We start from the raw sequence: 23,741 nt of genomic DNA on the forward strand, positions 1-23,741 counted from the left end.
ACATATCATGGAGGCCGTGCGGGCGCTGTGTTCGCGCTGCATCGTGATGAACGCAGGCCAAAAGATTGCCGAGGGCGCCTCTGCCGAGGTGCTGCAAGACCCCGCTGTCATCAAGGCCTATCTGGGAGACGATCATGCTTGAATTACAGGATGTGACCGTCCGCTATGGCAAGCACCTGGCGGTAAATGCCGCAAATTTTTACGTGGCCAAGGGCGAGGTTGTCGTGGTTCTGGGGGCAAATGGCGCAGGGAAATCGTCACTGCTCAAAGCCATCGCCGGGATGGTCCCCACCGCCGGAGGCAGGGTTACGCTGAACGGCCAGGCCATGAATGGCGTGCCGGCATATGATGTGACCAACCGGGGCATTGCGCTGGTGCCTGAGGGGCGCGGCATCGTGGGGCGCATGACGGTCGAGGAAAATCTGCGACTTGGCGCGACACCGCCGCGCGCCCGTGCCTCTGAGGCCGGACCCTCGCGCAGGTCTTCGACATCTTTCCCCGGCTGGCGGAGCGGCGAAAGCAATTCGTGCAAACGATGTCTGGCGGCGAACAACAGATGGTCGCGATTGGCCGCGCGATGATGTCGAAACCGGAATTCCTGCTGCTGGACGAACCCAGCCTTGGCCTCGCGCCTATCGTGGTCGGCGACATGTTCAAGGCACTGGCGCGGGTGCGCAAAACCGGCGTGGGCCTGCTGATTGTCGAGCAGAACGTAAAGATCAGCCTGCGCCATGCCGACCGGGGCTTTTTGCTCGAAGCCGGTCGGATCACCGGCTCGGGCACCTCGGATGAATTGATGAACGACGCAGCTGTCAGACAGGCCTTTCTGGGCGGCGATCTGGGCGGCGACCTGTAAATGGAGAACAACATGAGCATTTTGGACTTACTGATCGAGGGTGAAAAAGTGCAGGCCGAAGGCGGCCGGACATTCACCCGCAACAATCCCCTGACCGGCGGGGTGGCAACCGAAGCCGCCCGGCCCCAGTCGCGGATGCGATGCGCGCCGCCGATGCAGCCGCGCGCGCCTTTCCCGAATGGTCAACCACCGGCCCCTCGGAACGGCGGCGCCTGTTGTTGGCTGCGGCTGACAATCTCGAAGCAAGCGCCGACCAAATCAGTCGCGCCATGGCGGACGAGTTGGGGGCAACCGCCGCCTGGGCCGGCTTCAACGTCATGCTGGCTGCAGGCATGCTGCGCGAGGCCGCCTCGATGACCACAATGATCAAGGGCGAGGTCATTCCCTCGAACCGGCCAGGTTCCATGGCAATGGCGATCCGCCAGCCTGCCGGGGTGGTCCTGGCCATGGCGCCCTGGAATGCGCCGGTAATTCTGGGCGTGCGCGCCATCGCCATGCCGCTGGCTTGTGGCAATACGGTGGTGATGAAATCCTCGGAACTATCACCGCGCACCCATGCCCTGATCGTCGAGGCGATCCAGGGTGCGGGTTTGCCCAAGGGAGTGCTGAACGTCCTGTCCAATGCACAGGAAGACGCAAACGAGATCGTTGAGGCACTTATCGCCCATTCGGCAGTGCGCCGCGTCAACTTCACCGGGTCAACCCGGGTGGGCCGGATCATCGCCAAACTGGCCGCCGAAAACCTGAAACCCGCACTGCTGGAGCTGGGTGGCAAGGCACCGATGATTGTGCTGGATGATGCCGATCTTGAGGCGGCCGTCGCCGCTGCCGCCTTTGGCGCCTATATGAACCAGGGTCAGATCTGCATGTCGACAGAGCGGCTTGTGGTGATGGACAGCGTCGCCGACGCCTTTGTCGAGAAACTTGCCGCCAAGGTCCGGAGCCTGACTGTTGGCGACCCGCGTGAGGGCAACACCTCGCTGGGCTGTGTCGTGGATAAAGGTGCGGTCTCCCGCATCATGGGGCTGGTGCGCGATGCCGAGGACAAAGGTGCGACAATCGTGGCCGGCGGCCATGCCGAGGGCGTCCTGATGGAGGCCACGCTGATCGACCATGTCACCCCTTCGATGCGCATCTACACCGAGGAAAGCTTTGGCCCCACCGCCTCTGTGGTCCGCGTCGGGAGCGTTGACGAGGCCGTTCGCGTTGCCAATGACACCGAATATGGCCTGTCGGCCAGCATTTTTGGCCGCGATACCGTCCGCGCCATGAATGTCGCCAGGCGGATCGAAAGCGGCATCTGCCACATCAACGGACCCACAGTGCATGACGAGGCGCAGATGCCCTTTGGCGGTGTCAAAGACTCGGGCTATGGCCGTTTTGGCGGCATCGCCGCAATAGAAGAATTCACCACCCTGCGCTGGATCACCATCCAGGACGGCCAACCCCACTACCCGATCTGAGGAGGACTTGATGTTTGATCTTGAAGGCAAAACCTGCCTCATCACCGGAGGCGCCGGCTCGCTTGGACTGGCGGCGGCGCGCCTGTTGCACAGCAACGGGGCACGTCTGGCACTGGTCGATCTTGACCTTGCCGCGCTCGACGCAGCCTGTGACGCAACCTTTGGCGACGCCGCCGCAGAAGTGCTGGGCATTGCGGCGGATGTCACCGACGAAGCACAGGTGCGCCGTGCCCTGTCACGCACGGTAGAGCGCTTTGGCGCATTGGATGTGCTGATATCCAACGCCGGTACATTTGGCACCGTCGCGCCGATCGAAGACTACCCGACCGAGGTCTTTGACCGCGTCATGGCGGTGCATGTGCGCGGGGCTTTCTTGCTGGCAAAATATGGCGTTCCCCATATGCGCACAGGCGGCAGCATCGTGCTGACCTCCAGCGTGGCCGCGACGCGGGGGGATCCCGGCGTCTATGCCTATATCACCGCCAAACACGCGCTAACCGGATTGATGCGCGGGTTGGCAAAAGATCTTGCCCCCCGCGGGATCCGGGTAAATGCCATCGCGCCGGGGCCGGTCTCGAACGGTTTTCAACAACGGGTGGAGGATGGGCTCGGCGCACAGATCGGGCGCGACGGCACCGCATTTTTTGACGAGATGATCCCTCTGGGCCGCCATGGCACGGCTGATGAAATCGCGGCCTCGATGCTCTATCTCGCCTCGGCGCAATCGAGCTTTACCACCGGCCATGAGCAATGGCCGATGGCGGCATGTCAGTGTGATCTGTAACGGGATGTTCTGTAACGGGATGTTCTCTAACCGGGCGATATCTAACGGGGTGATCCTAGCGGAAGAGACTCTCGATATAGGCGGCGCCGATGCCAGTCTTGTCGTAGTGCTCTTTGCACATAGCGATGTACTGATGAACGTCGAAATAGCCATCGGGCTCGCCGTCCTCGTCCAACCAGATCAGCGGGCCCGTGACCTTGAAATGCACCCTCATCGGCTCTGCATGCTCGTAGGCCACAAGGGTATGCCCCTCGCCCGGTGTCTCATAGACAAAATCGCCAGCGGTGGCGATCCAGTCATGTTCCAGATAGCCCCACTTGCCCGAGATCGTATAGGCAAAGACCTCGTGCGGGTGATAGTGCCGGTTCACCAGCCCCGGACCGGTGGCCATAAGCACGTCGCACCACTGGTTCTTGCTCGGCGAGATCCAGAGCGGCTTGGAGAACACCGTTTCGGTGAACGGGACATAGTAGCGCATGTCATCGTCAGCGATATTGGGCAAATACACCTCAGGCTTGGCGTCGGGCTGAAAAACCTTGGTGATGGGTTTGAGATCCCGCCAGAATTCCGATCCGGCACTTTTTGGCTCATCGTTCAAGTCTGTACTCCTTCTCTTGCATGTATGGCTTGCTCAGGAAGCTATTTCGGCAACCAGTTCGGCGGCCGCAGCCTTCAGCACCGCTTGGGCGCGCTGGATAAAACCGGGGTCAAACCGGCTGAGCGTGCCAAAGACCGACAGGGTCAGCGCGCTGCGCCCCGCCCCCTTGATGGGCACCGACACGGCGGCGATGTCGGGCTCGTTGTCGCCCTGGTTCAGCGCGTGGCCCTCGGTCCGCATACGGGCCAGCACCGGCTCCAGGGCGGCAAGCGCCTCAGGGGATTCACCCTGTGCGGTGGCCCATTGCAGCCGGTCTCGCCGCGACATCCCGGCAAGGAACAGCCGTCCCTGTGCCGTACACATCATCGGCAAGGTGGTCCCCGTCCGGATCTGAACCGAGATCGGGCGCTGCGCCAAAGACACCGCCACACAGAGCGGCCCCCGCGGCGTAAAACGACACGCCATCACCGACTCTCCCAGATCCTGCCGCAGCCGGTCCAGCACAGCCTGAAGGTTGGGTGGCAGTAGCGCAAGCGTCTCGGCCTATGCCCCCAAACGCGACAGACGCGGGCCGGGAGCATAGGCGCCCCGGCGCACCACGGTCAGCACTCCGGCAACTTCGAGGGTGGTCAGGAAACGATGCGCCGTGGCGTTGGACAGGCGCAACTCGCGGGCAACGAGTTCGACGGTCAACTCCGGACGGGTCTCATCCAAAAGATCAAGAGCATCAAAGGCTTTCATAACAGACAGGTTGAGCGAGGTGGCCATTGGCAGGGTCTCCGAATGAGGGGCTTGACCAAGATTGCCCAACAATCTCATTCTATACAAATAGAATCTCACTATTTGCAAAAAAGGCAATTCTCGAAAGGATTGTTGAAGGACGAATGAGGCCTGGATTACCGCCGGTGGCGCGATCTTCGGCAAGCTCAAGGCGCTCGGCGTGGACTATGTTTTTGCCAATTCAGGCACAGATTTCCCACCGATCATCGAAGGGCTGCTTGAGGCCCGTCGCGCCGGGCTTGACCTTCCGACCCCCATCACCGTGCCGCATGAGCACGCGGCGGTGTCGATGGCGCATGGCTACTGGCAGGTGACGGGCCGGCCGCAGGCGGTGCTGCTGCACACCAATGTCGGCCTGGCAAATGGTGCCACAGCCGCGATCAACGCATGGTGCGACCAGGTGCCAATGATCCTGATGTCGGGCCGCACCCCGGTGAGCGAGCACAGCCGCTTTGGCGCGCGCACAGTGCCGATCGGCTGGGGACAAGAGATGTTCGACCAGGAAGCGCTGATCCGCGAGACAACAAAGTGGCACTACGAGCTGCGCTTTGCCGACCAGATTGCCGACCTGATGGACCGCGCCTGGGCCATTGCCAACTCGACCCCCAAAGGGCCGGTCTATCTGAGCCTGCCGCGTGAGGTGCTTTGCGAGCCCTGCCCGCGTCTCGGCCTTGATGCGCCCTCGCGCATGGCGCCCGTCACTGCGGCCCCTGACCCCGACACGCTGGCGCGCGCTGCCATGGCGCTGGCGCGTGCAGAAAACCCGCTGATCATTGCGCAGCGCGGTGCGGGAAATGCGGCAGGTTTTGCCGCCCTGCAGAGCCTGTGTGAAACCTACGCCTTGCCGCTGTCGCACTATTGGTCAAACCAGCTGGCCCTGCCCCTGTCGCATCCCTGCCAGGTGGGGGCCGACCCTGGACCCTGGCTGGAAAAGGCGGATGTGGTTCTGGTCCTCGACGCGCTTGCGCCGTGGTTCCCGGACAAGGTCAAACTGCGCGACGACGTAACTGTGATCCATGCCGGACCCGACCCGCTTTTCACCCGCACACCCGTCCGTAATTTCAAAGCAGATATCACCCTGGTCGGGCCAACAGAGCGGGTGATTGGCGCACTTGCGGCGGCGCCGGCAGATCAAAAGGCAGATCAAAAGACGGATCCAAAACGCCTGGCGGCGCGGCGCAAAAGCATCGCAGTGGCAGCGCAAACCGGCCGGAAAAAAACACTCGCGGCAGCACAAAGCGGCTGTGGCGCGCCGATGACCAAGGATTGGGTCAGCCTGTGTTTGGGCCGCGCGATCAAAGCACAGGCTGAACTGCATGGCCGCCGCGCCACGGTCTTTCATGAGTTGGGATGTCCCCTCATGCCGCTGGAGCTCGACCAGCCCGACAGCTATTTCCAAGAGCCGCATTCAGGCGGCCTTGGCTGGGGGTTGCCCGCAGCCATCGGGGCGCAGATGGCCTGCCCTGACCGCCTGATCTTTGCCACCATGGGCGACGGCAGCTACATGTTTGCCAACCCCACCGCCTGCCATCTGGTGGCGGAAGCGCAAAACGTGCCGGTGATCGTTCTGGTTCTCAACAACGAGGAATGGGGCGCTGTGCGCCATTCGGTAGAGGGGCTGTATCCCGAGGGCGCCTCGCGTGCCTCAAACGAGGTGCCGCTGACCTCGCTGCGGCCCAGCCCGGACTTCACCCGCACCGCCCAGGCCAGCCGCGCCTGGACCGAGACGGTCACCGACGGGGACGACCTGCCAGCCGCGCTTGAGCGCGCCATTGAGGTGGCGACCAACGAGCGCCGGCAGGTGCTGCTCAACATCGCCATTGCAAGAACTGCGCCACATTGAACGGGCGCATCCTATAAAACCAAGGGAGGATACCATGAAGATCATCAAGACACTTGCTGCATCGGCCATTGCCTTAGGACTGGCAACCGGAGCGGCCACGGCGCAGGATATCCAGCTTAAACTGCACCATTTCCTCAGCCCCAAGGCCCCGGCCCATAGTCAGATGCTGGCCCCCTGGGCCAAACGGGTTGAAGAGGCCTCCAATGGCCGCGTGTCGATCGAGATCTTCCCGTCGATGACGCTTGGGGGCAAGCCGCCGCAACTGCCACGTCAGGCGCGTGATGGGGTGGTTGACCTCGTTTGGATCGTCAACGCCTATGCGGCCGGGGCCTTTCCACGCACCGAAGTCTTTGAGCTGCCCGGGGTGCACCAGGGCGACAACGCCGCCGTCAATAAGGCCATGATGGCAATGTATGACGACTACCTTGCGGAAGATTTCAAGGGCGTCATCCCAATGTTCCAGCACGTCCACCAGGGCCAGGCCATGCAGATGGCCAGTGACCAGATCCGCAGCCCAGCCGATCTGGCAGGCAAGAAGATCCGCGTGCCATCCCGCACCGGCTCCTGGGTGCTCGAAGCGCTTGGTGCATCTCCTGTGCAGACCTCGGTGGGAGAGATCCCAGTGGCCCTGTCCAAGAAGGTAATCGACGGGGCCTTGATCCCCTGGGAGATTATTCCGGCCCTCAAAATTCACGAGGTAACGGACTACCAGATCGAAGGCCCCGGCGGCAAACGGCTGGGTACAACCTCGTTTTCAGTGCTGATGAACGAAGCCAAATGGGACAGCCTGCCCGCGGATATCCAGGCCATCTTCCGTGAGGTCTCGAACGCGGACTGGCACGCCGAGGTTGGCAAAGTCTGGGCAGAGGCTGACGCCCACGGCATCGAGGTTGCCGTCAACAGCGGCAACACGCATATCCAGTTGACCGAAGAAGAATGGGGCGCTTTTGACGCGCGCACGGCCTCTGTTGTTGACCGCTGGATAGCCGACATGGACGCCAAGGGCATCGACGGGCGGGCGCTGTATGATCGGGCGGTCGAGCTGGTGAACCAGAACATGGCCTCCAACTGATGGCAGCGAATGCGGGCGCGGGGCGGCTTCGTCCCGCGCGCCTTGTGATCGAGGCCTGGGCGCTATTTGGCGGCGCTGTGCTGATGGCCGTGGTCGCGGTCAATGCCTGGTCGATCCTTGCCGGATGGCTGATGAACCGCCCCTTTCCCGGAGATTTTGAGCTGACCGAGATGGGCACCGCCATCGCCATCTTTGCCTTTCTGCCCTATTGCCAGCTGACTGGGGCGAATGTCTCGGCAGACATATTTACCATGCGGGCCTCTGCAAGACAGGTCGCAGTCATGTCGCTGCTGGCGGCGCTGGTCGCCTGTGCCTTTGCCGCGTTGCTCAGCTGGCGCATGTGGCTGGGTCTGGTGGACTACAGGACCTACACAGAGTTTACCGGCATTCTGGAAATCCCGATTTGGTGGGCCTTTGTGCCTGTGCTGATTTCCTTGCTGCTTTTGCTGATGGCTGCAGTCATCACCCTGATTGAGGCCATCGCGGCCATCCGACCCTCCCGGAGTACCTGACCTTGGATAACCTTATGATCGGCCTTGCGGGCCTCGGTGTTCTTGTAGTGTTGATCGGCATCCGGATACCGATTGCCTATGCCATGATCTTTGTCGGCGGCATTGGCACGGCCATGCTCAACGGCTGGCCTATCGTGCTGAACCAGCTAAAGGATCTCGCCTACGCGCAATTCTCGACCTACGATCTGTCTGTGGTGCCGCTGTTTATCCTGATGGGCGCCATCGCCTCGCGCACGGGCCTCTCTGCCGATCTGTTCCGGGCAGCAAATGCCTGGCTGGGCTGGATGCGAGGCGGCGTCGCCATGGCAGCAATTGCAGCCTGCGCTGGATTTGGCGCGGTTTGCGGATCCTCCCTTGCGACCGCGTCAACAATGGGACGCGTGGCATTGCCAGAGCTCAGGAAATACAAATATTCCAACCGGCTTGCTACCGGCACCGTTGCAGCCGCTGGCGTGCTGGGCATCCCGATCCCGCCCTCGGTCGTGCTGATTATCTATGCGATCATCGTCGAGGCAAATGTGGTCACCATGTTCATGGCAGCCCTTCTGCCGGGCCTGATCGCTGTCGCCTTTTTCATGCTGACCATCTTTGCCTATACCAGTCTGGTCCCCAGCGCGGGCCCTGCCGGGCAACGCTCAACACGCGACGAACGCCTTGTGGCGACCATGAACATATTTCCGGTCCTGGTTGTCTTTGCAGCGGTGATCGGCGGTCTTTACTTTGGCCTGTTCAACCCAACCCCCGCCGCCGCTGCGGGTGTGGTCATGGTCGCCCTGATCGGCCTGTTGCGCCGCAAACTGACGCTGGCCGAGACGCGCGACGCACTCTTGGAGACTGCGAAGACCACCGGCATGATCTTTCTCATCCTGCTTGGCGCGGAACTGCTGAAGATCTTCATGGCACGCGGCGGTGTTCCGCAGGCCATGGCAGAGATGATGGCCGGATCAGGTCTTGCGCCCATGACCACGCTAATCCTGTTGCTGACGGCGCTGATCCTGCTCGGCTGCCTGATGGACAGCCTGTCAATGATCCTCCTAGCGATCCCCTTTTTCTGGCCTGTCCTGGTAGAGATCAACGGCGGGGACTGGGTCGCGGCCGCCGACAGCCCCTTTGGCATGACGACCGAAGATCTGAAGATCTGGTTTGGCATTTTGGCGCTGATCGTGGTCGAACTTTGCCTGATCACGCCGCCAGTCGGCATGAACGTCTTTATCATCTCGGCGCAGACAAAGGATGTCCCGATGCGCGATACGTTCCTGGGGGTTCTCCCCTTCTTTGCCGCCGAATTGCTGCGCGTGATCGTTCTGCTGGCAGTGCCGGGCCTGGTCTTTTGGCTGCCGCGCTTGATCGGCTCGTGATCGGCGCGTGATCACAGCTGGATTGCTGCGCGGCGCACTCCGCCTGTTGCAGCCCCTTCGAAACACCTGAAGAGCGAGGCCCAAAGTGCTTGGAAAACCACGCGCCTGTCTTGCAACGACAGAACGTCGCAGCGACGACTTGTGGCCTTCCCACTGATCGCATACTAAGTCGTCGCTCCCCTCGCGCTGGAATGCGCATGACGAGTACCCGAACATTGAAAACACATTTTTAGATTGCGCATCCACCTCCCCCGCCCTGTAAAATGCTCAACAGATCACCTTTTTAGAGATTGCACGTATGAAAAAATCCAAGGCGGCTCTGACCACAAAAAACAGAAAACTGAGCCCATCTCGATCGAACTCTTCAGATCGACCAAATGACGGCCTGGTATTTAGTGCAATTCCAACAAACCATCAGATCACCACGCTTTTAAAGAAGGGAAAATTGTCTCCCAGTTTAGTTTGGCCTGGCCGCACCATCTTTACGGCAGAAATGAAACGTGTTCTCGCAAACAAATCCCGCGAAATGTGGCATTCCACGTCGGGTGAACCGCGGATTGGACGTAAAAAGTGGATTGTCAACAATTTGGCTGATCCGGACAGATACCCCCATGCCCTTAAGTTTCTGGCTGAAAAAACTGCGGGTTCTGAAACGAAAATATTTAACCACCCCAATGCAGTCCTGGGTACACGCCGTGACAAAATATCGGAAACCCTCTCGGGTATTCAGCACCTTACGGCCCCGAAATGCATTCGGTTTCGTGCCACCCATCCAAACCATTTCCAAGACGCCTTTCAGCGTGGAGGGTTTGAATACCCAGTCCTGATACGGCCTTCCGGGTCACAAACGGGGCAAAATCTCTTGTTCATAGGGTCTAAAAATGAGTGGGATAAAATCTACTCCATTCCCTGGGGTGGCTGCAATTTATTCATGACGCAATGGGTGGACTTTCAAAGCTCAGATAATGAGTGGCGAAAACTGAGGCTATCCATAACGCCATCTGGGGTGCGTTTGAGACACATTCTTTTTGGATCCTCCTGGCTCATCCATTCTGTTGAAAGAGATGAGGCGATGGTTCAAAAAGAAGTGGGAATTCTTAAACACGCAGGCGAATGGGAAAAGCTGCAACAGTTGGGGAAATCCATTCGGGAAAAAGTTGGCCTTGATTTTTTCGGAGTGGATATCGGCTGGAAATCAGACACTGAATTTGTACTCTTCGAAGCAAATGCAACTATGTCAATTCTGTCCTATCGGCTCATGCCAGAATTCCAGAGAGACGTTTACGTCAATAACATAAAAAACATTGAAAAAGATGTCTGGCAAACCCTGGAGGCGACAACAGGTTCAACCCTGAGATAGCCGCGACACGCACCGCGTGACCAAATGCTCTGCCGCTGCAGGCTCACAGCCCCCTTGGCGATGCCCTCAACAGTCGAAGACACCGCGCTGCTGTCAGCCCCTATCGGCTGTGTTGCACATATCGACTGATGGGATGCGAAACCAGCGACGCGGCCCAACCTGTGCAGTCTCAAACCACTGATCGTTACTCCAGATCAGGGTCAGAAGGCGCAAACACTGTAGATCGCCTCAGCAGTTCCGTCGGACGAGAGTCCATTGCGAGGAAGGAACTCTGCAACTCGATTTTGAAAACTGTCGGGGGGATTGTTTTAATGGTACCACCTGCCCGGTTCGAACGGGCGACCTCCTGATCCACAATCAGGCGCTCTAACCAACTGAGCTAAGGCGGCACTGGGGGCGATTTAGCCTAGAGAAAACCAAAGCGCAAGAGGATTATAGCACAAGTTCCCAGCTTTGTTCGATCAAATCCTGACCAAACGAGTGCACGGGTTTGCTGGCAACCAATTGCCATCCAAAAGCCGCATATAGCGCGCAGGCGGCCTGGTGGCTTTCATGGGTCCAAAGCTGCATGTCGCGATACCCGGACCCGCGTGCAAAATCCATACATTGGCGTAACAACAGCTTTCCGAGGCCCTGGCCGCGCGCCTCGGGGGTCAAAAGAAACAGGCGCAATTTTGCAGTTTGTGCAGTTTGACGCATGCAAAAAATAGACCCCAACCGGTCGCCGCCGCGGTGCGCAATCCAACCCTGTTCACAGGCTGGATCATGCGACTCACAAAATTTCTGCAAAATATCGGCAACCAAGGGGCCAAATGTCATATCAAACCCCTCCTCCCGCGTATAAACATCCTGGTGGCGCGCCACCAGCCATTGGCAATCTGTCGGTACGAATCGGCGCAGGGCTACATCTGTCATACCCTATCAAAACCCAGAGCCCGCTTGCGTTTCAAGCTTTTGCGGGCTAGCACCAGAAACGAGCAATACATCGCTGCGGCAGGAGTGCAAAATGGGTATCAATAGCGAACGCGATATCGAGGCGAACATGCAGATCGGCCCGACCGATCAGGGTATGGTGCGCCTTTTCATCGAGGCCGAGGGGGTCGAGATTCCGATGGATTTTGAACCTGAAGAGGCCGAAGAAATTGCAGATGAGCTGCGTGCAGCGGCCCAGGCCGCGCGTCTTGTAGCGGGCTAACGAAACGGCCCTATGGGCTGGGTTCAGGGGATACCAACGTCACGCAGAGGCCTGGTCCATCCATTAGACCGCCCACTGGCCGCCCCCTAGACAGTTCCACTAGACCACCCACTGTCCGTCCAGACCAGGACGCGGGTCGCGCAGGGTTTGCGGACGCCGCGCCGCGTCCCTGGCAAATTTCTGGATCAGTTTGCGGCGGCGGGCAGCGGCCAGTTTCGCCTCTGGTGCCATGCGGATCACCTCTGCATCATAGTCATCAGCAATGATCACCCCACTCGCCTCTGGCAACAGCTCAACCGGGAAATCCATATCCACGGCCCAGAAATACCGGTCGCACCACTCAAGATATCCCTGCCATTTGCTGTCAGACTGAAAATCGGCGCGGCTGGATTTACACTCGATCACCCAGAGCTCCCCCTTGGGCCCCAGCCCCACAACATCTACCCGTAGCCCCCGCGTCGGCACGAACTCTTCCAGCGAGGAGAAGCCAAGGGCGGTGAGATGGCGTGATACGCCACGGGCAAGACGCTGTCCGGGTTGCAGAAGTTCAGTCATGGCCCCAACGTGAACAAAAGGGAAACAAATTACAAGCCTAGGGAAGGTACTACACAGGTTTTTGTCGCCTCCGGACAGCCCTGCCTTCTCTTCCCCTTGATTTACCGCAGGCGGAGGACTACCTGAGAAGCGTGGCGGGTTCTGCCCTTTCAGTGACCGGCAGCATTCCAGTGGCCTTAAGCAATTCCACGGGAGCTGGCTCTGTTCGGACCCTGGTCCGTTTATCTGGCGCCCACCTGTACATACAGGTCCCCGGGAATCAAAACCGCACGTCTGTTTGGTGGTCCCGTCACAGTTTCTGCCAGAAGGCTGAGAAAAACCCGCGCCTCAGTGCTGAGAGCGCGGGTTTTTCTATTCTAAACGTCCCTGGCGCTTTGCCAGATAATTCTAACTGGCCACCTCGGCAGGCCAGCCCGCGCCTCCCTTCAACGCCGCGGCGATTCTGGTGCGAGCGGGTTTTTTGGGCCTCAACCGCAACCCGGATCGGTTTGAGCTGGCTCACCACCGGTGTTCCGCGACGAGGGCCGCCGTCATTGCCTGCCATGGACATGATCACATAGGCAAACTGCACACCGGCAAAGACGATGCCATTCATGAACCACAGCAAAAACACTGCCAGAATTCCATCGCTTGACTGGCTGACCAACCCCCAGAGGTTCATCACATTAAACCAGAGCAAAAGCGCGACGAAACCCGCCGAAATCGCAAAATGATAATGACGTTTTTGATGTAGAGCTTCACCAGTTTGGGCATGATATCCTCACTCATTTTCACAAAAGAGCTTAGCACTGCGCCCCGTGAGGTCCAGCGCTTCTGCGCATATAGGTGGATTTTGGCCTAATGCAACCCGCGCAGCCGCCCGAAAGCCGGCCAATCCGGCCCCCTCGACGCGATTGATCACCAAACCTGCCAAGACAGGACAGGACAGGACAGGACAGGACAGGATAAAGAAACACGCGCCACAGTGATGCAGCGCGTTTTTTCTTTTGTCAAAAAGCAGAGCTGTTTCAGAAGGCTTCGGGCTTTGCCTCACGCGCCATATGGTCCAGCACGCCATTGACGAATTTCGATTCCTTGCCTTCAGGAAAAAAGGCGCGGGCAATATCAACAAACTCGTTGATCACCACTTTGGGCGGGGTCTTTGACTGGGTCAGCTCGGCTCCGGCAGCCCGGAACAAGGCCCGCAGGGTGGGGTCGATACGGCCAATGGGCCATTTCGCCACCAGCGCCCGGTCCGTCATCTGGTCGATCGGTGCCTGAAAATTCACGGCATCTTTCAACAACTTACGAAACAGGGTGGTGTCGCCCTCGGCCATTTCGTCGTCTTCATAGACAGCCCCAAACCGATGGTTTTCGAATTCAGCGATCACCTTGTCAAAGGTCTGGTCACTATGCTCCATCTGAAACAGCGCCTGCACGGCATAAAGCCGGGCTGCTGATTTCATCTGGGTCTTGCCGTTGCCCTTGGGGGCTGCGTCAGAATTGGTCATGCTGTGCGGGGTCCGTTTTCTGTGCCAGCCAGCAGAATGGCTTCGGAAGGCGCCTTAAAGCCGACTCCCTTGGTCTGGGCGCCCCATTTACGCGTCAGTGCGATCAGATGCAAGGCCGCAGCTGCAGCTCCGCCGCCCTTGTTTTGATCACCGGGATCGGCGCGCACCTCGGCCTGTTTGCGGTTCTCGACTGTCAGGATGCCATTGCCAATGCAGAGCCCCTGCAGACCCAGCAGTTGAATGGCGCGACTGCTGTCGTTGCAGACCGTTTCATAATGGGTGGTTTCGCCGCAAATGACGCAGCCCAGCGCCACAAAGCCATCAAAGTTAGCACTACCGTCCGCAATGGCGATTGCCGTGGGAATTTCCAGCGCCCCAGGCACCTGAACCACCTCATAGCTGCCGCCAGCCGCCTCGATCTCGGCAACGGCGCCCGCCAGCATATTGTCGGCGATATCTTTGTAGTAGGGCGACATGACAATGGCCAGTTTCACCGGCTTTTCAAAACTTGCGCGTGGCATGATATAGTGCTGTTCGTGTCCGGCCATATTACGTGTCCTTCAAAATGGGGCGGGTGCCGGTAATCGACAGGCCATAGGCGTCGAGGCCAAGATAGGTTGTCGCAGGCGAATCCGTCAAAAGCTCCAGCTCCTCAACCCCCAATTTCGACAGGATCTGTGCGCCAAGGCCGGTTTGCTTGATGGTGCGCGGCCCGTCGTCCTCGGGCGCATAAAGCGCATGGCGCGGCTCGCGGAACAGGCAGACCACACCGCGGCCCTCAGCGGCGATCAGCTCCATGGCGCGGGGCAGCTCGCGCACCGGTTTGGGGCCAAGGCCCAGAATATCCGAGGCTTCGTGCAACGCATGGGTCCGGGTCAGCACCGGGCCTGCAGTGGTGATATCGCCTTTGATCAGCACCACATGTTCAACCCCGTGGGTCTGGTCGGTAAAGATCCGCATCTCCCAGTCGCCACCAAATTCCGACGTGACCGTGCTGCGGCTGGTTTCGACAACCAGATTGTCATTGCGCGACCGGTAGGTGACAGATCCGAGATGGTTCCGATTTTCAGCCCATGCGTTGCGGCATAATCCACCAGGTCAGGCAGACGCGCCATAGTGCCGTCCTCGTTCATGATCTCGCAAATCACCGAGGCCGGGTAGTGCCCCGCCAGACGCGACACATCACAGCCCGCTTCGGTATGCCCTGCCCGCACCAGCACGCCACCGCGCCGTGCCCGCAGCGGAAAGACATGGCCCGGCGTGGCGATATCGGCAGAGCTTTTGCCAGGATCAATCGCCGTGGCCACGGTATGCGCACGATCCGTCGCGGAAATGCCAGGGTGACGCCCTCACGCGCCTCAATCGACACGGTAAAGGCGGTCTCGTGGCGCGACGAGTTGTGCATCGCCATCATGGGCAGGCCCAGCTCTTCGATCCGCTCGGCAGGCAGCGTCAGGCAGATCAGCCCGCGCCCATGGGTGGCCATAAAGTTGATCGCAGCAGCATCGGCAGCCTGTGCCGGGATCACCAGATCGCCCTCGTTCTCGCGGTCTTCATGATCCACCAAGATGAACATCCGCCCCGCGCGGGCCTCGGCAATGATGTCTTCAATCGGGCTGATCGCCGCGCGCAAACGGGCCTCGACGGGTCCCGGTGTTTCAAAGCTCATGTTACAGCCTTTCGATACGCATGCCTCAGGGCGCCATCGCCCGGCAGGTTACCTGAGCGAAATAGCCCACCCAGCCTGCAAATGCCAGCCCCACAAACCGCAGCCCTCAGGCTGAAGAGGGCGCCAAGACTGAACTGGCTGGACTGAGCGGGCTAGACTGAACTGGCTAGACTGAACTGGGGCAAAAGGGCTAAATTGGATACAATATGCATCAACAGGAGAGCCAGCCCATGCGCGCATCCCGCATTCTTCAGGCCGTGGACGCCCATGCCGAGGGTGAACCTGGCCGTGTCATCACCGGCGGCATGCCCCTGCTGCGCGGCGCAACTGTGTTTGAGAAAAGGCAGGATATGGCGGCAAACCATGATGACATTCGCCTGCAGATGCTACGTGAGCCACGCGGCAACCCAGGTCTGTGCGGCAATGCCATCGTGCCGCCCTGCCATCCGGATGCGGACGCAGGCTTTATTATTTTTGAGCAGAGGGAATACCCGCCGATGTCTGGCTCAAACACCATCTGCGTGGTCACTGTGCTGTTGGAAACCGGAATTGTGCGCATGGTCGAGCCGGTGACCGAGCTCACTCTGGAGGCTCCGGCCGGGTTGATAAAGGTGCGCGCCGACTGTCGCGATGGCAAGGTGACCCGGGTAACCTTTCGCAATGTCGCGGCCTTTGCCATGCATCTGGATGCGCCGGTCGAGGTCGCAGGCCTTGGCACCCTCAAAGTGGACGTCGCCTGGGGCGGCATGTTCTTTGTGCTGATTGACAGCGCCATGATCGGGCTGGACCCCAGCGCTGAAAACGGCGCCGAGATCGTGCGGATCAGCGAGGCCATCCGCCACGCCACGGCCGAACAGCTGCCCGTCAGCCACCCGGACAACCCGGCGATCACGGGCCCCAGCATCACCAACCTTTGGGCTGCGCCGCAGGATCCCGCCACCCATGGCCGCGGCGCTATCACCATCTCGACGGGCAGGTTTGACCCCGCCCGCCCGCAAGAGGCCAGCGGCATCCTCGACCGCTCTCCCTGCGGCACCGGCACCTGCGCCAAAATGGCCGTTCTGCACGCGCGCGGACAATTGGGGATTGGCGAGGATTATGTCAACGCAGGCCCGCTGGGGACCACCTTTAAAGGGCGCATTCTGGAGACCACCCAGGTTGGCCCTTACCCGGCCATCGTGCCCAGCCTCTCAGGTCAGGGCTGGATCTACAGCCTCGCCTCCTACACGCTAGACCCCAGCGACCCCTTCCCCAGGGGCTACACCGTTGGCGATATGTGGTGACGCGCGCGCCGCGACAGCGGCGCGCGCCCGGCCCAACCGGGGCGATTTAATCTTTGATTCAATCGAACTGGGCGGGAGCCCCTGCTTCCTGAGCGAACGCGCAAAATGACGCCCCAAACATAAAAAAGCCCGACACGGTTGCCAGGCCTTTTTCCTCTGCAGAGTTCAGCTCACAGGACTATCCGGCCAGGGCTATCCGGCCAGCGTAATCCAGCCAGGGCTATCCCGCCTCGTGCAGCCGTGCGACATAGCGGGCACGCGTATCAATCTCCAGGTTCACCTGATCGCCCAGCGCCACATCGCCCCAGGTGGTGACCTCTTTGGTGTGGGGAATGAAATTGATGCCAAACTCACAGCCCTCGACCGCGTTAACAGTCAAAGAGGTGCCATTCAGCGCCACCGAGCCCTTAGGGGCGATAAACCGTGCCAGCTCTTTTGGCGCCCGCAGGGTGACGCGGGTGCTGTCGCCCTCATCAACCAAGGCCACCACCTCGGCAACCCCGTCCACATGGCCAGAAACGATATGGCCTCCCAGCTCATCGCCAACCTTCAAGGCCCGCTCCAGATTGACCCGTTTGCCAACCTTCCAGGCGCCGATATTGGTCTTGGAAACCGTCTCAGCCGAGATCTGCACATCGCAAAAATCCGCCCCCAGCTCAATCACCGTCAGGCAGACCCCATCCGAGGCAATCGAGGCCCCAAGATCAATGCCCCTGGTATCATATCCGGTTGTGATCCGGGCGCGCAGATCACCCTGCTGGTCCAGCTGCGCAATGGTTCCAATGTCAGTGACGATACCGGTGAACATGGGGCCTCTCCTGGGCTTGGGTCGGGGACGTGGCTTAGGTCGGGGACGTGGTTTGGGGCGGGACCTAGCGACGGTTGGGACGTGGCGACGAATGCGAATTTCCCGCCCAGAGGTAGCCGAGGCGGCCAGCCTTCACAAGACCCCGAAAACCCGGACTGGACTGGACCAGACTGGCCCGGATCAGAATGGACTGGATGATTTGGCCAAACCAGCTCTTGTCGGCGCATCTTAATTGCCCTGAAAGCACCACCGCGCTATTGCCATCTAACCGGGCCCGGTCGCTCCAGTCATAGTTTCGCCCTAGTCCGGCGCTATATTTCACTGACCCCGACCCAACTTGTGCTGTCCCAACATGCAACATCCTACTCCAGATCAACGCGCCTTCCTGTTTCTGCAGGGACCACATGGACCGTTTTTCAACGGCCTTGGAGAGATGCTGCGCACCGCAGGATGTGCTGTTTGGCGCATCGGGTTCAACGCAGGCGATCAGACCTTTTGGCGCAACAAACGCAGCTATCTGGGCTTTCGCGGGCAGATTTCAGACTGGCCCGCCTTTTTTGAACAAACCTGTCGCGACAAACAGATCACCGATATCGTGCTCTATGGCGACACCCGCCCGATCCATGCCCAGGCCATAGCCGCCGCCAAGGCCCTGGGCCTTCAGGTCCATGTTTTTGAAGAGGGCTACCTGCGGCCCTATTGGGTCACCTATGAGCGCGATGGCTCTAACGGAAATTCACGCCTGATGCAGACCACCGTTAGCGAGATGCAGGCCGCACTGGAACGCTCGGATCTGGAGGCACCCCTGCCGCCGTCCCATTGGGGCGATATGCGCCAGCATGTGTTTTACGGCGCGCTGTATCATTGGTTTGTGATGTTCTGGAACCGCAGCTATCGCAACTTTCAGCCGCATCGCGCCCTGCCGGTCACCCGCGAATTCCAGCTCTACCTCAAGCGGTTGCTGCTGATGCCGCTGCAGGCCCTCGAGCGGCGCCGCGCCACCCGCCGTATTCGCAATGGGGGTTTCCCCTATCATCTGGCGCTTTTGCAGCTGGAACACGACAGCTCGTTTCAGATGCATTCACCGTTTGACAGCATGGGCGATTTTCTGGCCGAGGTCCTCTCCGGGTTTGCCGCTGGCGCGCCGCGCCACCACCATCTGGTAATCAAGGCCCACCCGTTGGAAGATGGCCGCAGCCCGATCCGCCGCGAGCTGCGCCGTCTGGCGAAGGCCCATGGCATAGAGAACCGCGTCCACTATGTGCGTGGCGGCAAGCTTGCCGAGCTGCTGAACGAAGCCCGGACTGCCGTCACCGTCAACTCTACGGCCGGCCAGCAGGTTTTGTGGGGGGGCATTCCGCTCAAAAACTTTGGCGCGGCCGTCTATGACAAAGAGGAGTTCACCTCGGACCAGACCCTGGCGCAGTTCTTTGCCACCCCGGCCCGGCCTGACAATCGCGCCTACAAGGACTACCGCCGCTATCTGCTGGAGACCTCACAGGTTCCAGGCGGGTGTTATTCTCGCTCCGGTCGGCGCCAACTGCTGCGCCATGTGGTCGACATGATGCTCAGCCCGCATGACCCCTATGATGCCCTGCGTCATGGCACAGCGGCTCCGCGGCAACAGTTATCCCTGGTCCGGTGAGCGAAACCTCTCGCAAGACTGGATTTTCTCCTGATACCGCGTTAGTCTGGCTAAAAAACTGAGGCAGAATAATAATAGGTCGAGGAGACCGAGCAGTGAAAAACGTACCCCTTCGCTGGGCACGGCCCTTTGCGATTCTGGCTGCACTGGCGCTGGCCGCCTCTTGCAGTCTGCCTAAAGTCGGCCCCAATAAACGTGAAATTTTCGCCGGATCCGTGCAAAAAGAAGGCGATGCCTTTATCGTATCCGTCAATGACCGCGTGACCCGCGCCACGGCTGTTGTTCCCGCCCTCGGGTTCTCAGAGAGCTTTGTCAATGCCGGCCGCCTTACATCAGACACCATCCGTCCGGGCGACGTGCTGGGCCTGACAATCTGGGAAAACGTCGACGACGGTCTGCTGGCAAGCGAAGCCACCAATGCCACCGCTCTCGAAGAAGTGCAGGTCGACAGTGCCGGCTATATCTTTGTGCCCTATGCTGGCCGCCTGCGCGCCTCGGGGAACACCCCCGATCAGCTGCGCGAAGTCATCACCAAAAAGCTAGAAGACCAGACCCCGGACCCACAGGTGCAGGTGCGCCGCGTGGCGGGTGATGGCTCCACCGTCAGCCTGACCGGCGCGGTTGGCGGTCAGGGCGTCTATGCCATTGAGCGCCCAACCCGGACTCTGTCAACTATGCTGGCCCGGGCCGGCGGCGTGGCGATTGAGCCTGAGATTGCCCAGATCACCGTGATCCGGGGATCACAACAGGGCAAGATCTGGTTCCAGGATCTGTTCAAGCACCCAGAGCTGGACATCGCCCTGCGCGGCGGCGACCGCATTCTGGTTGAAGCCGACAGCCGTTCCTTTACCGCTCTTGGTGCCACCAGCGCGCAGGCACGTGTCGCCTTTGAGAGCCAGGACCTCTCCGCTCTGGAAGCGATTGCACAGGTCGGCGGCCTGATCTCAACCACCTCTGACCCGACCGGCGTCTTTGTGTTTCGCAATGAGCCCGCAGAAATTGCCAATCAGGTGCTGGGACGCGATGACCTTATCGGTGCGCAGCGCATGGTCTATGTCCTGAACCTGACCCAGCCAAACGGGTTGTTCGTCGCCCGCGATTTTGTGGTGCGTGACGAGGACACGCTTTATGTCACCGAAGCACCCTACGCCCAGTGGACCAAGACGATCTCGCTGCTTGCCAGCCCGCTGACACCGCTTGCCAGCGTCCAAACCCTGTTTGGCAGCTAATGGTATGACCGGCTCATCAGCCACATCAAAAATCACATCAAAAGCCGGGGGCCAGGGCTCTCGGCTTTTTGTTTACAATGGGGGGTTTCTGACCCAAACGCGGCTGCGGCGCATCCTTGGCCTGGCTGGCTATCAAATCCGCCTCGGCCTGCCGCAGACGGGTGATTATGTCGGCATATGGGGCAACTCTCCCACCGCGCATCGCGGCCGCAGCAGTTTGGCAAAACACGGCGCCAAACTGCTGCGGGTCGAAGACGCCTTTCTGCGTTCCATCCACCCGGGCCGCTCAGGCGAGCCGCCGCTGGGATTGCTGCTGGACCGCAAGGGGCTGTATTTCGACCCCTCCGCCCCTTCCGATCTGGAAGAGCTTTTGGCCACTCACCCGCTGGATGACAGCCATATGATGCGGCGTGCCCGCAACGCCATTGGTCGTTTGCAGGACGCGCATCTGAGCAAATACAACAGCTTTTCTCCCGAGGCGCCAGTTCCGGACCCCGGCTATGTTCTGGTGGTGGACCAGCTGCGCGGGGATGCATCGGTCACGGCGTCTAGGGCGGATCGTGCCCGCTTTTGTGAAATGCTGGTTTTCGCCCAGGAGGAGAGCCCCGGCGCCCGCATCCTGATCAAAACTCACCCGGAAACGCGCGAAGGCCATCGTCCCGGCCATTTCACCGACAAGGACGCGCAGGGACGCATCTCGCTGTTCAGCGCCGCCGTCTCGCCCTGGGCCCTGCTTGAGGGGGCAATTGCCGTCTACACGGTCTCTTCTCAGCTCGGCTTTGAGGCCATTCTTGCCGGCCACAAACCCCGCGTCTTTGGTCAGCCCTTTTATGCAGGCTGGGGCCTCACCCAGGACGAAGACCCGGTCACGCGGCGGCAACGCAAACTGACGCGGGCGCAGTTGTTTTCGGCAGCGATGTTTCTCTATCCAACCTGGTATGATCCTTTCACCAACCGGCTTTGCGCGCTGGAGCGGGTGATCGACTGCCTTGAAGCCAGCGCCCGGGCCCGGCGTCAGGACAGGGCGGGCTGGACGGCCTCTGGCATGCGGCTGTGGAAGCGCAAGCCGCTGCAGGGCTTCTTTGGTCAAACGAAGAGATTGCAATTCACTGAAGAGCCGGAAAAAGCCCGCAAAAGCGGTCGCAACTGGATGGTCTGGGCTGGCAAGGCCACCAAGAGCCACGCCGGGGCCACCCATGTTGAAGATGGCTTTTTGCGCTCGCGTGGGTTGGGCGCCAAACTGGTGCCGCCGATGTCTTTGGTGCTGGACCGTCAGGGCATATACTATGATCCGCGCCAGCCGTCAGATCTGGATGACCTGATCGCAAAACGGGCTGACCTCGGCCCCTACGAGGCGCTGCGGGCCGAAGCGCTGGTGCAGCAGCTGATCCGCAACAGCCTGTCAACATACAACCTGACCGGCGAGGTGCCTGATCGCCCCCCGGCCATCGCATTCTGGTGCCGGGGCAGATCGAAGACGATGCCTCGATCCTGGCCGGATGCGGCCGCATCAAGACCAACCTCGCGCTGCTGCGCGCTACCCGCAAAGCCAACCCAAAGGCCGTTATCATCTACAAACCCCACCCGGATGTCGAAGCGGGCCTGCGTCCGGGGGAAATCGTGCCAGAGCACCTCGCTGATGTGGTGGCCAGCAACAGCGACCCCATGGCGCTGCTGGATATGGTGCAGGAGGTCTGGACCATGACCTCTCTGCTCGGGTTCGAAGCCCTGTTGCGGGGCGTCAAGGTAACACCGCTGGGCGTGCCGTTCTATGCCGGCTGGGGCCTGACGCAGGACAAACGAACAGCGCCCGCCTGGCGCAAGGCCCGCCCCGAGCTTCTGGGCCTCGCCCATGCCGTCCTCATTGACTATCCGCGTTACTTTGACCCCATCACCCGCCAGCCCTGCCCGCCCGAAGTGGTGGTCGAGCGCTTGATCTCAGGCGTTCAGCCCAATCCGGGCCTTGGCAACAGGGCCTTGGCAAAACTGCAGGGGGTTTTTGCCACCTATGCACATCTTTGGCGGCGGGGCTGAACACACCGGACGCATCACAGCCGATCTCCGCCAACCTCACAGCCAATCTCAGCTGGCGCGTTGCCAGCGGTGCATTACATCCGCAGCAATCGGGCCAACCTCAATCAGATCAAATCTGTTGGCCGCCTCAAGACTACCAAGCCCCAGCGCGCCAATCGAGGGCAGGCCCTCAGCGCCAATGCCAAGCCCGGCGGTAAAGCCAATCAGCTCGTCCACCAAATCAAAGGCAAGCAGCGAGGCCGCCAGGGCACTGCCCCCTTCACAAAACACCCGGGTCAGCCCGGCCTTGCCAAGCTGTTGCAAAATATCATGCGCGTCCAGTTGTATGCCGCGACTGGCACAGGGCAGAAGACGCGCGCCCAGGCCCTCCCAGGCCTGTTTGCGTTCCATATCAGCCCCCTGCCCATGGCAGAGCCAGAGCGGTACATCCCGCGCTGAGCGGGCCAGCTGGCTGATCAGCGGCAGATCCAGATGGCGCGAAATCACCACCCGCACCGGCTGATGCGCGACGCCAAGATCACGCACGGTCAGCGATGGATCATCCGCGCGCGCCGTGCCTCCGCCAACCATGACCGCATCGTGCCGCGCCCGCATGGCATGCACCGCACGGCGGGCTTCTGGTCCGGTGATCCATTTGCTTTGGCCCGTCCCGGTGGCAATGCGCCCATCAAAACTGCTGGCCATCTTGAGCGTCACCAGCGGGCGCCCCTGTTCTGTCTTGAAGAAAAATCCTGCGTGGTCACGGGCGGCCTCCTCGGCCAACACCCCGGTTTTGACCGAGATTCCTGCGCGGCGCAGCATCTCAAACCCCTGCCCCGAAACCCGGGGATCACTGTCGCCGATCGCCGCGACCGCCCGAGACACACCAGCGTCAATCAAGGCCTGGGCACAGGGGGCAGTGTTGCCCTGATGCGAGCAGGGCTCAAGCGTCACATAGGCGGTCGCGCCCTGCGCCAGAGCGCCAGCCTGTGCCAGCGCTTCGGTTTCGGCATGCGGACGCCCTCCGGGTTTGGTCCAGCCGCGCCCGACAATGCGCCCCTCGCGCACCACCACACAGCCCACGGCTGGGTTAGGCCAACAATTGCCCTCCCCGCCCCGCCCAAGCGACAGGGCCAGGGCCATATACCTGGTATCCGTATGCGTCACGTTTCGTCCGCCAATTCCTGTCAGCCTCACACCCGGATCGGGCCAATACAGATCGGGCCTG

24 protein-coding genes, 1 tRNA gene and 2 pseudogenes are annotated in these 23,741 nt (G+C 60.5%); 15 read left to right on the forward strand and 12 right to left on the reverse strand.

All coding sequences use genetic code 11. The annotated features are described in order from the left end of the window. Positions 1-46: 46 nt before the first annotated feature. From B4968_RS25600 to B4968_RS05575, 5 genes are all read left to right on the forward strand, one after another. Complete coding sequence (locus B4968_RS25600) at positions 47-142, forward strand: ABC transporter ATP-binding protein C-terminal domain-containing protein (RefSeq protein ID WP_338153216.1); 96 nt, start codon at positions 47-49, stop codon at positions 140-142. Next, positions 135-581 carry an ATP-binding cassette domain-containing protein gene (locus B4968_RS25125; RefSeq protein ID WP_277620922.1) on the forward strand — a complete coding sequence of 149 codons (447 nt, stop codon included), beginning with the start codon at positions 135-137 and terminating at the stop codon, positions 579-581. Before B4968_RS25600 ends, B4968_RS25125 begins: the two co-directional genes overlap by 8 nt. Continuing rightward, a complete protein-coding gene (locus B4968_RS25130; protein ID WP_277620923.1) occupies positions 557-856 on the forward strand; it encodes an ATP-binding cassette domain-containing protein in 300 nt (99 codons plus the stop codon). The genes B4968_RS25125 and B4968_RS25130 overlap by 25 nt, the downstream gene beginning before the upstream one ends. Positions 857-996: 140 nt before the next feature. Further along, complete coding sequence (locus B4968_RS05570; protein ID WP_338153215.1) at positions 997-2,319, forward strand: aldehyde dehydrogenase; 1,323 nt, start codon at positions 997-999, stop codon at positions 2,317-2,319. A 10-nt stretch (positions 2,320-2,329) separates the two neighbouring features. Continuing rightward, positions 2,330-3,103 (forward strand): SDR family NAD(P)-dependent oxidoreductase, encoded by a 774-nt coding sequence (locus B4968_RS05575; protein WP_241525594.1) that lies wholly within the window; start codon positions 2,330-2,332, stop codon positions 3,101-3,103. 55 nt (positions 3,104-3,158) lie between these two features. Here B4968_RS05575 and B4968_RS05580 read toward each other — a convergent pair whose 3' ends face one another. The 3 genes from B4968_RS05580 to B4968_RS05590 are packed head-to-tail and all read right to left on the reverse strand — an operon-like array spanning position 3,159 to position 4,469. Next, the gene (locus B4968_RS05580) at positions 3,159-3,701 is read right to left on the reverse strand and encodes a 2,4'-dihydroxyacetophenone dioxygenase family protein (RefSeq protein WP_083097321.1); all 543 of its coding nucleotides are present in this window, start codon (positions 3,699-3,701) and stop codon (positions 3,159-3,161) included. A gap of 33 nt (positions 3,702-3,734) precedes the next feature. Next, positions 3,735-4,205: an IclR family transcriptional regulator domain-containing protein gene (locus B4968_RS05585; RefSeq protein ID WP_083097323.1), complete on the reverse strand. Its 471-nt coding sequence runs from the start codon at positions 4,203-4,205 to the stop codon at positions 3,735-3,737. A 39-nt stretch (positions 4,206-4,244) separates the two neighbouring features. Further along, positions 4,245-4,469 carry a helix-turn-helix domain-containing protein gene (locus tag B4968_RS05590; protein ID WP_161492548.1) on the reverse strand — a complete coding sequence of 75 codons (225 nt, stop codon included), beginning with the start codon at positions 4,467-4,469 and terminating at the stop codon, positions 4,245-4,247. A 127-nt stretch (positions 4,470-4,596) separates the two neighbouring features. Here B4968_RS05590 and B4968_RS05595 point away from each other — a divergent pair, with 127 nt between their 5' ends. From B4968_RS05595 to B4968_RS05615, 5 genes are all read left to right on the forward strand, one after another. Further along, on the forward strand, positions 4,597-6,324 hold the full coding sequence (locus B4968_RS05595) for a thiamine pyrophosphate-requiring protein (protein WP_083097329.1): 1,728 nt from the start codon (positions 4,597-4,599) through the stop codon (positions 6,322-6,324). 34 nt (positions 6,325-6,358) lie between these two features. Continuing rightward, positions 6,359-7,396: a TRAP transporter substrate-binding protein gene (locus B4968_RS05600; RefSeq protein ID WP_083097332.1), complete on the forward strand. Its 1,038-nt coding sequence runs from the start codon at positions 6,359-6,361 to the stop codon at positions 7,394-7,396. After that, positions 7,396-7,908, forward strand: coding sequence for a TRAP transporter small permease (locus tag B4968_RS05605; RefSeq protein WP_083097334.1), 513 nt, complete (start codon positions 7,396-7,398; stop codon positions 7,906-7,908). Before B4968_RS05600 ends, B4968_RS05605 begins: the two co-directional genes overlap by 1 nt. Positions 7,909-7,922: 14 nt before the next feature. After that, positions 7,923-9,266 (forward strand): TRAP transporter large permease, encoded by a 1,344-nt coding sequence (locus tag B4968_RS05610; protein ID WP_083097427.1) that lies wholly within the window; start codon positions 7,923-7,925, stop codon positions 9,264-9,266. Positions 9,267-9,564: 298 nt separating this feature from the next. After that, positions 9,565-10,626, forward strand: a complete 1,062-nt coding sequence (locus B4968_RS05615) for a hypothetical protein (protein WP_139792596.1) — start codon at positions 9,565-9,567, stop codon at positions 10,624-10,626. 312 nt (positions 10,627-10,938) lie between these two features. Here the strand turns inward: B4968_RS05615 and B4968_RS05620 are convergent. Then, a tRNA-His gene (locus B4968_RS05620) sits at positions 10,939-11,015 on the reverse strand. A 43-nt stretch (positions 11,016-11,058) separates the two neighbouring features. Beyond that, positions 11,059-11,541 (reverse strand): GNAT family N-acetyltransferase, encoded by a 483-nt coding sequence (locus B4968_RS05625; RefSeq protein ID WP_083097338.1) that lies wholly within the window; start codon positions 11,539-11,541, stop codon positions 11,059-11,061. A gap of 91 nt (positions 11,542-11,632) precedes the next feature. Here B4968_RS05625 and B4968_RS05630 point away from each other — a divergent pair, with 91 nt between their 5' ends. Further along, complete coding sequence (locus tag B4968_RS05630) at positions 11,633-11,821, forward strand: DUF6324 family protein (protein WP_083097340.1); 189 nt, start codon at positions 11,633-11,635, stop codon at positions 11,819-11,821. Positions 11,822-11,920: 99 nt separating this feature from the next. Here B4968_RS05630 and B4968_RS05635 read toward each other — a convergent pair whose 3' ends face one another. The 5 genes and pseudogenes from B4968_RS05635 to ribB form a co-directional block, all read right to left on the reverse strand. Further along, positions 11,921-12,376, reverse strand: a complete 456-nt coding sequence (locus B4968_RS05635; protein WP_083097343.1) for an MmcB family DNA repair protein — start codon at positions 12,374-12,376, stop codon at positions 11,921-11,923. Positions 12,377-12,665: 289 nt separating this feature from the next. Beyond that, positions 12,666-13,037, reverse strand: coding sequence for a hypothetical protein (locus tag B4968_RS26045; protein ID WP_420916470.1), 372 nt, complete (start codon positions 13,035-13,037; stop codon positions 12,666-12,668). A gap of 346 nt (positions 13,038-13,383) precedes the next feature. After that, on the reverse strand, positions 13,384-13,866 hold the full coding sequence (gene nusB, locus B4968_RS05645; RefSeq protein WP_083097346.1) for a transcription antitermination factor NusB: 483 nt from the start codon (positions 13,864-13,866) through the stop codon (positions 13,384-13,386). Beyond that, a complete protein-coding gene (locus B4968_RS05650; RefSeq protein WP_083097349.1) occupies positions 13,863-14,414 on the reverse strand; it encodes a 6,7-dimethyl-8-ribityllumazine synthase in 552 nt (183 codons plus the stop codon). Before B4968_RS05650 ends, nusB begins: the two co-directional genes overlap by 4 nt. A 1-nt stretch (position 14,415) precedes the next feature. Beyond that, positions 14,416-15,535 (reverse strand): annotated as a pseudogene (gene ribB / locus B4968_RS05655) (3,4-dihydroxy-2-butanone-4-phosphate synthase). A 230-nt stretch (positions 15,536-15,765) separates the two neighbouring features. On the opposite strand from ribB, the gene B4968_RS05660 reads away from it, so the two are divergent. Continuing rightward, positions 15,766-16,818 carry a proline racemase family protein gene (locus tag B4968_RS05660; RefSeq protein WP_083097351.1) on the forward strand — a complete coding sequence of 351 codons (1,053 nt, stop codon included), beginning with the start codon at positions 15,766-15,768 and terminating at the stop codon, positions 16,816-16,818. A 220-nt stretch (positions 16,819-17,038) separates the two neighbouring features. Here the strand turns inward: B4968_RS05660 and B4968_RS05665 are convergent, their stop codons facing one another. After that, the gene (locus B4968_RS05665; RefSeq protein WP_083097353.1) at positions 17,039-17,626 is read right to left on the reverse strand and encodes a riboflavin synthase; all 588 of its coding nucleotides are present in this window, start codon (positions 17,624-17,626) and stop codon (positions 17,039-17,041) included. Positions 17,627-17,978: 352 nt separating this feature from the next. On the opposite strand from B4968_RS05665, the gene B4968_RS05670 reads away from it, so the two are divergent. The 3 genes and pseudogenes from B4968_RS05670 to B4968_RS05680 all read left to right on the forward strand — a co-directional run bounded on the left by B4968_RS05670 (position 17,979) and on the right by B4968_RS05680 (position 22,534). Continuing rightward, positions 17,979-19,271, forward strand: a complete 1,293-nt coding sequence (locus tag B4968_RS05670) for a capsule polysaccharide biogenesis protein (RefSeq protein WP_083097355.1) — start codon at positions 17,979-17,981, stop codon at positions 19,269-19,271. A gap of 95 nt (positions 19,272-19,366) precedes the next feature. Further along, positions 19,367-20,500 (forward strand): polysaccharide biosynthesis/export family protein, encoded by a 1,134-nt coding sequence (locus B4968_RS05675; protein ID WP_083097358.1) that lies wholly within the window; start codon positions 19,367-19,369, stop codon positions 20,498-20,500. A gap of 4 nt (positions 20,501-20,504) precedes the next feature. Further along, positions 20,505-22,534 (forward strand): annotated as a pseudogene (locus B4968_RS05680) (capsule polysaccharide biogenesis protein). A 48-nt stretch (positions 22,535-22,582) separates the two neighbouring features. On the opposite strand, the gene ribD reads toward B4968_RS05680, so the two are convergent. Continuing rightward, on the reverse strand, positions 22,583-23,680 hold the full coding sequence (gene ribD / locus B4968_RS05685) for a bifunctional diaminohydroxyphosphoribosylaminopyrimidine deaminase/5-amino-6-(5-phosphoribosylamino)uracil reductase RibD (RefSeq protein WP_277620924.1): 1,098 nt from the start codon (positions 23,678-23,680) through the stop codon (positions 22,583-22,585). Positions 23,681-23,741: the final 61 nt, after the last annotated feature.

Source organism: Pseudophaeobacter leonis (assembly GCF_002087335.1).
Classification (GTDB): Bacteria; Pseudomonadota; Alphaproteobacteria; order Rhodobacterales; family Rhodobacteraceae; genus Pseudophaeobacter; species Pseudophaeobacter leonis.